Source organism: Desulforhopalus sp. IMCC35007 (assembly GCF_005116575.1).
In the GTDB taxonomy this organism is placed as follows: Bacteria; Desulfobacterota; Desulfobulbia; order Desulfobulbales; family Desulfocapsaceae; genus Desulforhopalus_A.
Window position 1 is genome coordinate 1 of the sequence record NZ_SWCN01000035.1, and the last position, 13,353, is coordinate 13,353.

10 protein-coding genes are annotated in these 13,353 nt (G+C 42.5%); 4 read left to right on the forward strand and 6 right to left on the reverse strand.

From position 1 onward, the window contains the following. The first annotated feature begins 394 nt into the window (after positions 1–394). On the forward strand, positions 395–865 hold the full coding sequence (locus FCL48_RS22660) for a CBS domain-containing protein (protein WP_136875996.1): 471 nt from the start codon (positions 395–397) through the stop codon (positions 863–865). A 7-nt stretch (positions 866–872) separates the two neighbouring features. Beyond that, positions 873–1,760, forward strand: a complete 888-nt coding sequence (locus FCL48_RS22665; RefSeq protein ID WP_169309335.1) for a CBS domain-containing protein — start codon at positions 873–875, stop codon at positions 1,758–1,760. A 61-nt stretch (positions 1,761–1,821) separates the two neighbouring features. Here FCL48_RS22665 and FCL48_RS22670 read toward each other — a convergent pair whose 3' ends face one another. The 4 genes from FCL48_RS22670 to FCL48_RS22685 all read right to left on the reverse strand — a co-directional run bounded on the left by FCL48_RS22670 (position 1,822) and on the right by FCL48_RS22685 (position 7,850). Continuing rightward, the gene (locus tag FCL48_RS22670) at positions 1,822–4,086 is read right to left on the reverse strand and encodes a CHASE2 domain-containing protein (protein WP_136876000.1); all 2,265 of its coding nucleotides are present in this window, start codon (positions 4,084–4,086) and stop codon (positions 1,822–1,824) included. A 13-nt stretch (positions 4,087–4,099) separates the two neighbouring features. Beyond that, positions 4,100–5,527, reverse strand: coding sequence for a FecR domain-containing protein (locus FCL48_RS22675; protein ID WP_169309336.1), 1,428 nt, complete (start codon positions 5,525–5,527; stop codon positions 4,100–4,102). A gap of 307 nt (positions 5,528–5,834) precedes the next feature. Next, positions 5,835–6,548 (reverse strand): response regulator transcription factor, encoded by a 714-nt coding sequence (locus FCL48_RS22680; protein WP_136876004.1) that lies wholly within the window; start codon positions 6,546–6,548, stop codon positions 5,835–5,837. A gap of 69 nt (positions 6,549–6,617) precedes the next feature. Next, positions 6,618–7,850 (reverse strand): HEAT repeat domain-containing protein, encoded by a 1,233-nt coding sequence (locus tag FCL48_RS22685; protein ID WP_136876006.1) that lies wholly within the window; start codon positions 7,848–7,850, stop codon positions 6,618–6,620. Between the two features lie 480 nt (positions 7,851–8,330). Here FCL48_RS22685 and FCL48_RS22690 point away from each other — a divergent pair, with 480 nt between their 5' ends. After that, entirely contained in the window at positions 8,331–9,560 is a 1,230-nt protein-coding gene (locus FCL48_RS22690; RefSeq protein ID WP_136876008.1) for a sigma-70 family RNA polymerase sigma factor, read from the forward strand. A gap of 29 nt (positions 9,561–9,589) precedes the next feature. Here the strand turns inward: FCL48_RS22690 and FCL48_RS22695 are convergent, their stop codons facing one another. Further along, positions 9,590–9,889, reverse strand: a complete 300-nt coding sequence (locus tag FCL48_RS22695) for an MTH1187 family thiamine-binding protein (RefSeq protein ID WP_136876010.1) — start codon at positions 9,887–9,889, stop codon at positions 9,590–9,592. Positions 9,890–9,997: 108 nt separating this feature from the next. Continuing rightward, complete coding sequence (locus FCL48_RS22700; protein WP_136876012.1) at positions 9,998–11,590, reverse strand: serine hydrolase; 1,593 nt, start codon at positions 11,588–11,590, stop codon at positions 9,998–10,000. A gap of 461 nt (positions 11,591–12,051) precedes the next feature. Between FCL48_RS22700 and glyA the strand changes: the two genes are divergently transcribed. After that, positions 12,052–13,308 carry a serine hydroxymethyltransferase gene (gene glyA, locus FCL48_RS22705; RefSeq protein WP_136876014.1) on the forward strand — a complete coding sequence of 419 codons (1,257 nt, stop codon included), beginning with the start codon at positions 12,052–12,054 and terminating at the stop codon, positions 13,306–13,308. Positions 13,309–13,353 lie beyond the last annotated feature (45 nt).

Below are 13,353 nucleotides of genomic sequence, written 5' to 3' on the forward strand. Positions count from 1 at the left end.
AGCACGGCAATTAACTCTCTCGGAGTCTCGCCCCGCTCCTTTACCTACCTCTCTCGGAGTCTCACTTCGCTTACTTACCTGGCGCCGATGGTAGTGCACGAGCGCTGCGCTCAAGAGTAGGTCATCGCCGTATCTTTACACCAATTCCCAATCAACTATAAGGTTGATTTGGGATTTTTTGTTTGTACATAACTGCTGTTTTTCGTCCTGCAGTTTAAATCTTGTTACTTTTCTACTCCAATTTTTCCATTTTCTTTCTCTCTTCACTTAAAAACTACTTGCAAGGGTAAGATACCGATATACTGTGTTTATGGGTATCTTCAAACTGTAAACTTTTCCAGATAATTCTAAAAGATGGTATCTTTTACAATCCATATTCTTCAGGTGTAAGAACATGAAAATAACTGCTCGCGATATCATGAGTACCAGATTCCACACCCTTTCTCCAGAAACACCCGTACAAGAAGCCATCACCCTGTTCAAGCAGGCGAGCCGCAAAGAAAACAGAAAACTGTTTGGGATGATGGTTCTCGATGATCAAGGTAAGCTTATAGGTATGCTTTCCATGTATGATATCCTGCTCTATATGAGACCAAAACATATTCATATCTGGGGTATGATGGAAGATATTGATGTAGCGGGACTTGTAGATGCCGCCTGCTCTAAAATGGCCAATGTGTTAGTCGGTGATATTATGTCATGCGATGTAGTCACAATAACCCCGGATACTCATAAATTCATGATCCTCGATATCATGATTAAAAAGCATATACGCCGTCTCCCGGTCATTGATGAAGGTATCCTTGTTGGGATTGTCTATATTTCTGATCTTTTTTACGATATTCTCGATAGATTTACCGAATGAGGTGTGTATGCTAAAGAGTAATGAAAAGAATACCCTTAGTGGCGTGTCAGTAAAAAATGCAATGCGCAGGCAATTCAATGCTCTTCCCCAATCTACAAGCATCGATCACTGCATCAATACACTTCTCAAGTACAAAGTAAGTGGTATCCTGGCCCTGGATGATACTGGGAAACCTTCAGGGGTTTTATCTAAAACTGATATCATTGGAGCATATTATGCCGATCTACCTATAGAATCACCAATAGAACATATTATGGCCACACCACCTCTTATGTGTACAATGGAACAACCTTTAGAAACTGCTCTTGAACAAATGAGAGAAAATACGGTATATCGTCTCTATGTTGTCGATTCTAAAGATCAAATTGTTGGCACCCTTGCTTACCCCGACATCGTAGGTTTACTCTACAAAAGTTGCTACATGTGTGAATACAGCCATTATCGAAAAAAATACAGTGATACAGATACCATAAAACGGCTTACTGTTCAGGATGTTATATTCGGAGAGGTAAAATCTGTTAATATGGCAGACAATCTTTTCAATGTACTAGAAGAACTTTCAACCTATCGCCTCGGTGCAATTTTGGTCGTCGACGATGAAAATATACCAGTTGGTGTTGTGTCCAAAACTGACCTGATCTTCGCTTACAAACACCGCTGTGATAAGCTTCAGCCTGCATCATCTATCATGACGAGCCCTGTTCAGACATGTTATGGTGACGATCTTTTGGAAGAGGCTGTAAAAAAGATGATTTTTTCAGATATCCATCGTCTTTTTGTAATCAACAGACTCAACGATACTATGGATGGTGTGTTCTCATTGACGGATGCCGCACGGTGCCGCTCTGGCTCATGTCATGCGTGCATGAGCAGTAGAATTACTCTTGAAAATTAAAACCTTCAGGAAAAACTCAGGCATAACAGTTTGAAAGAATTCAACTGAGCAGTTCCTACATCTATACAGTTTTTGGTAGCATGACCGTGAACATTGCTCCACCTAGTTCGCTGTCATCTACCCTTATCTGTCCTGCATGCCCCTCTACAACCTCTCTTACAAAACTCAGGCCAAGACCGAAACCACTTTCTTTCATCTGATTGGCTCCTCTCATGAATTTTTCAAAGATCTTGTTCTTCTCGCCATCATCTACACCTTCACCGGCATCTTCCACCCGTAAAATAATATGATTGACAGCCTCTGTAACTGAGAGCAATACCCTGGTATGCTGAGGGCTAAATTTCACGGCATTATCCAGGAGATTTAAAACTGCCTGGGTGAGCAATGATTCATCCCCCAGCAACGGACTCATTTTTTGAGGCAAATCATAAAATATCTCAATATTTTTGTTTGCAGCACTGTGTGACACCCCACTCGCTGCGTCATGGACGACGTTCAGCAGATCAAAGGGATACCTGTTGATGAGGTATTTCCCACTCTCAATCCGCGCGATATCAAGGAAATCCTCAATCATCTTGGCAAGCCGATTGGACTGATCTCTGATTTCTATAGCGAACTTTTTTTCCGGTCCAGCCAGAGACTCTGAAAGCATTTCAGCAAAACCCATGATTGTTGTCAGAGGCAACTTGAGTTCATGGGAGACGATGTTCATTATTTCACCCTTCAACCGCTCTAACTCTCTTATCTCTGTGACATCCGTGAAACTTGCGAGAACGCCGTCAAAGCCTAGAATAGTATCAGTGACTTTATGGATAACGACACGATGATAGGACTTTTTACCTTTTAACGCGGTAAAAATATCAAAAATACGATCGATAGTTCCAAATTCGAGATTCTGAAAAGTGACATCTTTATCAGTTTTTTTATCGGTTACAATTATTGGGTTTATAAAATCAAAAAATTCATCAAGTGTGGGTTCTCTTTTTCCCGGATTTATAACTGTTTCCCATAAAGTTGAAAAACGTTGATTGGCCAGAACAATGTCACCTTTACCTTTCTGCCAAAGAATCAATGGAGGAGTTTCTTTACTCAGTAGATGATTAATAAAACCATTCTGCAAGCTAAGGGCCTGAATAGCCTGATGCATATGACGGATATGATTATGAAACCCTTCCGTTAACTTAAGCTGTTTTCCGTATCTTGGCACATACGATAGTGGAGTGGGAAGGGTCTTGAAGATCTTATCCACCCCATCAACGAGTTGCGTGTCCAGTACTTTTATCTCTTTAATGAGACCGGCTGTGATTTTAAGCCACCATATGACCGTATGGCTTACATAACTGATAACAAGGACAAAAAGAGGAAGAGCAAGATTGACAAAATAGTGATAATTGAAAAAAATGACCGACAACGCACAAACACCCAAACCAAACACAATGGAGACAATGGCATTTTGAGCTTCACTGTTATTGGGCCATAACCAGAGAGCCATAACAAAACAGATCAAACAAAGCCCCCACTCAAGCCAGGTCAGCTCCTTTACAAAACTGTTGTCCAGGATATTATTAAGAATGGTCGCCTGTATTTCTACGCCTGGTATCGGATGTTTTTTGCTAAATGGCGTGATATGGACATCGCCGAGGGCCAGGGATTTGGATCCAATCAAAACATATCTTTCATTAAAAAAATCTCTATCATATTTTCCTGACAAGACATCATCATAAGACAGATAAAGAAAAGTAAACTCAGGACCATAGAAATTTATATAAGGGATAGCTGTTTCTTTTTCAACATCTTGCAGGTAGTGGCTTCCTGCCGCCTCAGTCATTGCTCCGGCAAGAACGGGAACATCAAACTTGTGCAGTTGAATCCGGCGAACAAGACCATCTGAACCCAGCTCGGTTTCAATATGGCCAAACTTCGCAACGCTTTTATATAGTTCAACAGGTTGTAACACCTGTCCCTGATAATTCTCGGCAATGGCTAGTACAACGGGGGGACTTTTTTCCAGTGCCTCAGAGAACGCTTTATCATCACTGGAAGGATGGGAAAAAATCAGATCAAAACCTATGGCCCTGGCCTTGTCTATCTGCTTAAGAAGGCGCGCATGGGTCGCTCGTGAAAAAGGCCAGGGCCCCAGCTTTTTTAGAGATATTTCATCAATGCCAACAATGACAATCGACTGGCTCGACGGCCTGGAGCCTCTCACCTGAAAAAGCAGATCCAAGCTGATTTCTGCAAGCCATGGGAAAAAATTTGTTTGAGAAAGAGTAACACAAACACAAATCGTTAAAATTACTCCCCATATCCTCTTATACCCATCCACCTCCTGCGACCTCTTAGAGAATGAGTATTAAACTCAAAAATAAAGTCAAAACAATTCCGTCAACAATAGCAAAAGGGGCTTGGGCTATCTTCAACTTCTGAGAAGGCGTCCAGGGACTCATCTGGCCATCCGACAGGACTCCTCTTACCCGCACATAATAGGTCCCAGGATCCATAGATTCGTTATAGGAAAATTCGGGGTTTTGAAGATTTTTTTCAGAAATAACTAAGTCGGAAAAGTCTGTTTTTCGACTCATCTGCACTTCGTAAACAATATCTTCTCCCATAGAGGCCCAACGTAAATTAACACCATCTTTACTTGAGCCCTCCAATGGTCCAAATGAAGTCTGTTGCTGTACCTTCCAGGTGTCAACGAGCGAGAACAAGGACCTGAAACCATCTGAAGCAATGGATTGCACTCTGCAATAATATGTCCCTGGAGCAAGATTTTCAAATGTGAATGAGTTGTCATTCTGAACAACATCGACAAGTAACTCACTAAATTGGTCATCAATTGCAAGCTGTAAATTATAACTCTGCTGCCCCTCTCCCTGTAACCATTCTACTTTCAGAGACTGATCGAAAACAGCTTTACCCTTTCTGGCGGAGACAAAGATTGGTGCTCCCGGAATCGTCCTGACCTGGAAGGAAAATGGCCGCGCTGCCTGACTTTCAAACCCCTCCTCATCTATTGCCGTGAGAAAACCAAAATAATTACCATCAGCTAAGGCAAGTAATGTGAAAAATGCTCCCGATTTAGCCGTTTTTGCTAAAACAGTATTATAGCCTTGCTCATCCGTCGTTACCCTGAGGTGATACAAGGCCACCCCATTGCCTGCGGAAGGGCTTGGAATTTTAACGGGGAGTTCTTTCACAATATCAGAGATAACGGGCGTTTCAGGGGCTGCCGGCAAGGTCTTAGGAGCTCTTGGCCTCCGCCCTGCTTCGACTTTTGTCCCCATCCCTTTTGGCAATGACAATTCGCCTTTCTCTCCTGCCACCTGGACGACACCCTGGAGGGTTTCAACAATATTTACGTTATCATCGGTTACTTTTAAACGATACTCTGTACCACGAACGCCCGTGACAGACACAGGGGTACGTGTTGTAAATGTTTCATTGGCCTTTAATTGTTTTTTTACCGCATGGGTGATTCTTCCCTTTTCAAGAAAAAATTCAGCTTTGAGACTATTATCTGAAAGCTTTACCAGATACGTCAGGGTAAACTTTGATCCACTGGAAATTCTGGTATATTTATTGTCAGGAAAAATAAGATGGGTAAAACCATCATCCTCGGTGACCAGTGTCTGACCAGGCATGATGAGATCCCCCTGAGATACCCGCTGAAGCTTTTTGCCATTGGAAACAATAAAAACACCCCCAATGACCGAAGCCACCCTTGCCGACACCTTCTCAACCTTAAGAAGTTCAATGGGCGCCAAAAGAATATCTCCTGGAAAAAGCTTATATGGAGGAGTTAAATTATTAATTTTGGCTAATTCTTTCCAATGATATTCTGAGGTACAGAATTGTCGGGTAACTTTTATAAGATTTACCCCTTTTTGAATCGTTATTGGTATGAGCGTTTCAGCGTAGACTTGACGCATCGATAAAACGGAGCTCAACAGGATCAATACACTCAGAAGGATTCGAACGTGGTAGTTTGCTGTTTTATTTTTTTTATAAGATATGAAGCTTTTCATAGCCGGGTGTACCCTTTATTGACAGGGCGGTTTCAACCGCTGAGACCTACGCCTCAATCAGTTTGTAACCTACTCCTGCCACAGTTTCGATTTTAACGCTATCAATTGATATTTTAGCCATTTTTTTTCTCATATTGGCAATATGCATCACTAATGCTTTCGTCTCGGTATCAGTTTTATACCCAAGAACGTCATTAAGTAGATCGGTATGTCCCACAGCCTGCGTTTTTCTTTTTGCTAAATAGTAAAGAAGATCAAACTCTGTTTTGGTAAACTGGATTTGCTCGCCATTCACCATCCTCGCTTCCCTTGCAAGTGGATCTATTTCCAGGGACCCCATACGTATGATTTTTTCAGACGAGCCCCCTTTCAATTCTGCGACTCTCCTCAAAACTGTTTTAACCCGAGCCAAAAGCTCTTTTGTGCTAAATGGTTTTGTCATATAATCATCTGCGCCATAATCAAGACCTGTCACTTTGTCTTCTACCGTATTGAGGTCTGTAAGCATAATCGCGGGTGTGTTATCTCCGCTTTTTCGCAGCGCAGCTAAAGCGGTCAAGCCATCAACGTGGGGCATTACCACATCCAGTATGAGTATATCCGGCTGGAACGCATGTACCCGTTCAAGAAGATGTTGCCCGTTTTCTTCAACCCAGACGGTTGCTCCATTTTGCTCAAAAAAGCTCCGCAACAAGGTTACAATACCACTGTCATCTTCGGCCACTAGAATTGAAACACCTTCGAGCTCTTTTTTTTCCATTGTGCCTGTAATTATCTTTTGAGGTTTAATGATAATATCAACTATAGTGTTAACATTTTTCCCATATCATTACGATAGATTATCGCAATTTTCCAATCGTATGAGTACATTGTTGACCGCCTCTACTACGGGATCATTATCGACAAATCTATAACGACTTTCATTTACGATATCTTTTAGGAGACAAACGACTCGAGGAAGGTGGTGCACACGAGTACTGTTAGAGATCCTGCAGACAAGATCTTCTCGCACAGAAAGGGGAAGTTCTTTTCGCTGCTCCAAAATACAGAGATATATTCCTTCAATCTTTGCATCATCAAAATCATCAAGACACTCAATAAGACTTACTTTAACATCGTCGTTTACAAGATGAAATGCAGCAATGAACCTTTCGGTTACCTCCTCCCCGCCAAGGGCCACAATGCAAGTAATAACTTGTCGTTGAACCCTGTGATCGGGGTGACAGAGAAAGGCAGAGGCATATGGGTAGAGATCAGGATCACCAATCGCCCCAAGCAAGATCAGACAATTGCGAACAACATACCAAGGTTGTCTGTCTTTTAGTTTTTCCATAAGGATTGGAAGAACTCCACTCATGTCTTCTAAAATCATTTCCAGAAGAGTCAACCGACTGTCTTTCTTGGTGCTCTTACAAAGAGCCTGGATCATTTTCCCTGTCGAATGGGGAGCCAATGCCAGCAAGAGTTTTCGTTCTGCGATCTGAGCCGGGGACTTTTCCTTTAGAAAACTCTCTATTATTGCGTCAATGTTTTTTTCGTCTGCAACACCACAATGGAGTTTATTCACCTGTGTTCTGATGCGTTTATCTGTGGTCATCCTCTCATAGTTCTTTTTGTGGACAGCAGATAACAGTGTTTCTGCCTGACTCCAGAACTGCAATGAAAGCATTTTTCGAATGATGGCCTCTACTCGAACAAACACATTCTCTAAACCAATATAATATTCTTCTACCCGCTTTAACCACTCCGTTAAAATTACAGCTACAGCCTGGTAAAACTCTTTATCTTTTTGGCTATCCAAAATTGAGGCAAACTCAGTAACAACAAGTATTGCTCTCTCTCTTAAATTGTATCTTTCGTGGTTTGCGGCACATTGTCCAACCTTTCCGAGCACATTCAAGATGATATGATTGTGACCAAGGTCAAATAGTCTTATGAGATATTGTTGTAATTCATTGCAGAACTGATCACTTGCCAACACTTCAAAATAACCATTACCGAGGTCATACATCCGATGTTGAAAATGCAATACCTCAAGTTTTTTCGGGTCGTAATTTTTCACCTTCTTGACCTCCCCTCAATTATTTTCAGGTATTTCCATCTCGACCTTGACGTCGTCCCGCCTCTGAAATGATTCTGGAGTACCTCCCCCATTTCAGTTCCCCGCCATCTCCACCCACCATCACCAGAAGCTCATTGAAGAAACTGGCACCAATCCAAGGGACCCATCGAAACTCTAGGTTGAAAGGATTTTCAGTTGAAACTTGTAACCAAGTGACACGGGTTTATCAACAACCCTCATCCCATCTTTACTGAATTATTACCCGCATTTTTCTTACAAAAGCCACAAGATGTCAGAAAGTGCTTCACCCAAAAGAGTAACCGAACAAAAATCCCAATAAGGCATGGTCACATATCCTTCACTCTCCAATCCTTATAAGAAAAAGGTACTCACCCTTTCATTGCATATTTCTTTTGTGATATGATTTTCAAACTACTTGCCACGACAACCTCAAGGTAAATTCCAGGGAACAAAGATTACATGTATAATGCTTCATCGATACAGGCAGAGCAGATTATAAAACAACCGGTTGATGTTGTTGACTTACTGGCGACTGAGCCCTCAGTAAAACCATTTCAGGACAGGGTAGGAGAACTCTGTCTCAGCGGCAATCTTGAACTTAAAATCAAGAAGGCAAATTCTGGATTTATAGGTAAGAGCCTCTATCTCACAGAAAACGATGAAAAAGAACTCGCCACTGAGGTCTTACTATTACGCCACAAATTCACTGAATCAGTTTGGCGGACAGCAAAATTTAACCAGGCCGCCATCACCATAATTCAGAACATCTATCTTTTTCGACTACGAAAAATTTTCTTTGACCCAACTGGGCCTTTGTATGAACAGGAACGGGTTGAAGCATTATATCTTTTCAGCTCCTACGATAAAGAAAAGTCCCTGCCACTGAACAAAACCTTTCAACACCTGATCCTTGCCCGGGTATGGAACCGAATTGTCAGTCAAAGCAGTCGGGAAGAATTGCACACACCTGAATTTATAGAATTACAGCAAATCGTGGAGAAGTTGAATACGGTAAGAAACATCTACATGTTACTCACAACCGGGCTTGTCAAAAAGATAGTTGGACAACTGGGTAAAAGATATGATGACACACTTGCCAGTGAAGACGCCTGGCAGATCGGCAGCATTGGAGTCGCTCGAGCGGCTTACAGATACCACCATTCGTGTGGTATCCGGTTTTCAACCTATGCAGCAAACTGGATACAAAAAGAAGTACAACGTCAGGCCTTACAGTGCCGCCTCATAAGGATCTCTGCACACACCGTGGAACAGTATTCACTGGCAAAAAACAACAACGACCCAGATAACCTTAAAAAATATCTGGCAATAATAGAAAAAAGCACCTGTATTTCTGAGAACGTAAATTTCAATGCCAGCAAGTCCACCTGCTCCTTTTCTCAATGTGAATCAAGCCAGGAGGAAGGAGTTGAAGTAAGAGAACTGCAGGATATCCTGGTGCAGATCATTAACAGCGCCCTGACAGAAAAAGAAGCTGAAATCATCAAACGAAAATTTGGACTAGCAGCGTTTGCAGGCTCTCCCCAATCCGTAATTTCAATCAGTACAACCTATGGAGTGACCAGAAGCAGCATCTACCAGATAGAGAACAAAGCCCTGACCAAGTTACGTAGAGCTTTAGTGGCATTAAAGATATCAAAGGAAGACTACTGTACCTCTACCGTGGGATGAGTTGCTCTGTCAGACGCTCAGACCAATCCTTACACCTCTTTATCAAGGACAGAGGTAATCTTATCCTCCATGGTCTGTGCTCTGTCAATTCTTGTTCCCATTTTAATCGTCGTGGTAATGCGGGGTGCTCCCATGCCATGGATTGTCTCATGACAACTCTTCACCGCAACCATAACTTCATCCCACTCGCCTTCAATGTTGGTACCATAGGCATGTAACTGAGTCTTTAAGCCAGCTTTTTTCAATATTTTATGGCATGCGACCACATATTCAGACACAGACACACCTACACCCATTGGAATTACGCATAGATCCATTATTACTTTCATGTATCCCTCCACAAAATACATTTTGGGTTAGCACACGCACATAGGTACACGGCTCTCAATGTTTATGCTTTTCTCCTTAAAGTCTCACGCCCTGCCATTGTTATCTCTTTAACGAAGTTGGTGGTCACGCTTTAACTGCTCATATACCAGGGTTGATACTTCACGGATAACATTACTTCGAGACTTCATCCATTGACCGTAGTCTGACGGACGTGAACGTCTTTCAATTATTCCAACCAGTGCGTATGGATAGCTGCCACCATTCTTGGTTTTTGGCACCAGAATGCCCATATCCCCACAAAGATGTGCGGTGGAACCTGTTTTATTATAGACGAGTGTGCCTTTGGGAATGGTCGTTCCGTGATAGAGGCGATCGCGCCCTGGCAACGCCATTAATCTTCGGATTTCCTTGCCGTAGGGGAGCTCTTTATTCCATAATGCCCTGAGAAAGCGGACATAATCGGATGGGGGAGCACTGTTGAGATAGGTTCGCCCCCCTGCTGGGATGTATTCTTTAATTTCTGTCTTCTTGAAAATTTGGCCATAGTGTTTTTTCAAAATTTCTTCACATCTTGCAGGACCGCCGACCTGTTTCATAACCCAGTTTGTCGCGCTATTGTTGCTGCGCTGGATCATCGCGACCATATTCGCTCTGCCCTTAGACCCGTATTGAAACTTTCCTTGCTTGACCTCATGAAAAAATGCCAGGGCAACGAAGGGTTTGATCATACTGGCCGCCTGAAATTCCTGATCAGCATTGATGTTTATGATAGGAGTATCTGTTTCAAGATCGTACACCATCCAGCCTGTAGACTCATCTTTGGCAATTTTGCCATTACGCCTCAGTTTATCTATATACTCTTCAATAGATTGCTCATAGCTGGTATATGTTGGAGGGTTTACGATTGGCTCCAGGGTCTTTTTGGTTTGTGTCTTCTGAATTTCAACTATTTCCGGGGTGACTGCAGGAGGCTCGTCAACAACTGGAGCAGGTGTCACGGGGACTACTGGAGTCGCGGTAGCAGCGACTACATTTTCACCAGTTTTGTCATCCATCAGGCTGGATTCCCCATACACTATCGGGTCGTTATTTTCTTTTGCCACCGAGGCTGCTATCTTTTTGGATTTCAACAATTTTGAATGTTGCCGGGCAACAAGCGTTGTAGAGCGTTTGTCTCCGCGAAGGCGGTATATAAGCTTGTAGTTTCCGTAATTTGATTTTTCTATGAACAGATTTTGCTTAACAGCTTCTCCAAGCTTACCATAGAGCTGGGCATATCTTTTTTTGAGAGGCTCAAGATTTGGACCCATTCCATAGCTGACATTATAGAGCATATGAAAATTTTGCTCTTTTGTTGCATACGGCTCATCAAAACCTGCATTATTTAACAATTCAGCATGTTGAATGAGGGTACGACTAACTGTACCGGCAGAATCATTACCATCATAAATCAATGCATATTCATCGCCACGCCCAACAACCTTTATTTTACGTTGAATTTTTTCATCAAAAACAGTCTCAAGTTCTTCTTTATAATCCAGGACCCTTTCTAAATCGTTCGTGAGCAGATAAATGATATCATAGACCTCCCCCCTTGTCTTTGCCAAGACGACGCCTGGCTGTGAGAGGTTTATAATTCCACTCAGGGAGATGGTAAGCAACAGAACAATTCGGATGGGATGTAGTAGCAAAAACTTCATAAGCGAGTCTAAACGACCTCAAAGTAGAGATATAGTAGAGATATCTGGATTAAATAACCGGATATAGATACGAGTACAAATGCCTTTTTTCATACTCAGCATATCATATAATTGCAAGCTGGAGATGTGTTCTAAGTAAGATAGCATATCTAACAAAGAAAAAATCAAAAATATACCTGAAATTGTAACAAAAAAAAGGATAATCAATCAACCTTCTTAGAAAGATAAATTTTTCACGATCTAAACTGCCACTTTCTGCTGTCAATATCAAACATTTTCAATTATATTTCTTGCCTCGTTGACTATGCTACAAGGCTGCAGTTTTCTCATATTCATAGGACGCACACGACTGTTACCTGAAAACGACTGTACTGCCTGAACGAGTATACCGAACATTCAAACAAACATACATTTTAACAGTGTATTTACCCAAAGAGGTGACACTGTTGCATGGAGAAACAATGGATAGCGTGAAAGATTTTGACCCAGTGATTTACTCGCTCATAAAACAGGAAGAGCAACGTCAGGCTGATAAAATCCGCATGATTGCCTCTGAGAATTATGCCTCAAAAGCCGTGCTTGAGACAACTGGGTCTGTACTTACCAATAAATATTCAGAAGGCTACGCAGGAAAACGCTATTACGAAGGCCAACAGATTATCGATCAGATAGAGGAACTTGCCATACAACGCGCTAAAGATCTTTTTGGAGCAGAGCACGTCAATGTCCAACCCTACTCCGGTTCCCCTGCGAACATCGCAGTTTACCTTGCCTTTTTGCAACCCGGCGACACGATACTCGGAATGGCACTTCCCCATGGTGGTCATCTCACCCATGGTGCAAAAGTAAGTCTTTCCGGTAGATACTTTAACGCCCAATCCTACGAACTGGATCCAGCCACGGGTCGTCTTAATTACGACGCAATCAGAGAAAAAGCAAAGACCGTTCGACCAAAGATCATTATTGCAGGTCACTCTGCCTACCCCAGGATACCAGACTTTAAAATATTCCGTGAGATCGCTGATGAAGTGGGAGCTCTTTTTATGGTTGATATGGCTCACTTTGCAGGACTTGTCGCCGGCGGGGTTCACCCCTCCCCTGTCCCTTATGCGGACGTCGTTACCACAACAACACATAAATCCCTAAGAGGACCCCGGGGTGCAATGATCATGTGCAAGGCAAAATATGCGGCAGCAATCGACAAAGCAGTTTTCCCAGGCGTTCAGGGGGGCCCCCACGACAACACTACTGCTGCAATCGCTGTTGCACTAAAAGAGGCATCATCAAACGAATTTAAACAGTATGCCACCCAAGTCCTTAAAAACGCCAGCACACTTGCAACCGCCCTGATCGAAAAAGGTTTCAAGCTCATCACCGAAGGGACTGAAAATCACTTACTCCTGGTTGACCTCAACAATAAAGGTCTTTCTGGAAAACAGGCGGCAAAGGCTCTGGACAAGGCGGGAATTGTTCTTAATTCCAATGCCGTCCCATATGACACAAGAAAACCCTTTGATCCAAGCGGTATTCGCATGGGCACCCCTGCACTAACTTCACGAGGCTTTAAGGAACCGGAGATGCTACAGGTTGCTGAGTTAATCGATCAGGTTATTCGTAATTTTAAGGATGAGGATTTTCTTTCTCAGACCGCAAAGAAGGTAAAGACTCTTTGTAGTGCTTTTCCCGCTCCTGGTTTAGAGCATCTGCAGAATAATTAAACAGAATTTTCTACTTCCGATGTCTTTAAAATTGACAAAAAAGTT

What these genes read in the sequence shown, in the direction of transcription:
- FCL48_RS22665 (WP_169309335.1), top strand. Translation starts at nt 873, where the DNA reads ATGCTAAAGAGTAATGAAAAGAATACCCTTAGTGGCGTGTCAGTAAAA.
- glyA (WP_136876014.1), top strand. Translation starts at nt 12,052, where the DNA reads ATGGATAGCGTGAAAGATTTTGACCCAGTGATTTACTCGCTCATAAAA.
- FCL48_RS22680 (WP_136876004.1), bottom strand. Translation starts at nt 6,548, where the DNA reads ATGGAAAAAAAAGAGCTCGAAGGTGTTTCAATTCTAGTGGCCGAAGAT.
- FCL48_RS22695 (WP_136876010.1), bottom strand. Translation starts at nt 9,889, where the DNA reads ATGAAAGTAATAATGGATCTATGCGTAATTCCAATGGGTGTAGGTGTG.
- FCL48_RS22690 (WP_136876008.1), top strand. Translation starts at nt 8,331, where the DNA reads ATGTATAATGCTTCATCGATACAGGCAGAGCAGATTATAAAACAACCG.
- FCL48_RS22700 (WP_136876012.1), bottom strand. Translation starts at nt 11,590, where the DNA reads ATGAAGTTTTTGCTACTACATCCCATCCGAATTGTTCTGTTGCTTACC.
- FCL48_RS22660 (WP_136875996.1), top strand. Translation starts at nt 395, where the DNA reads ATGAAAATAACTGCTCGCGATATCATGAGTACCAGATTCCACACCCTT.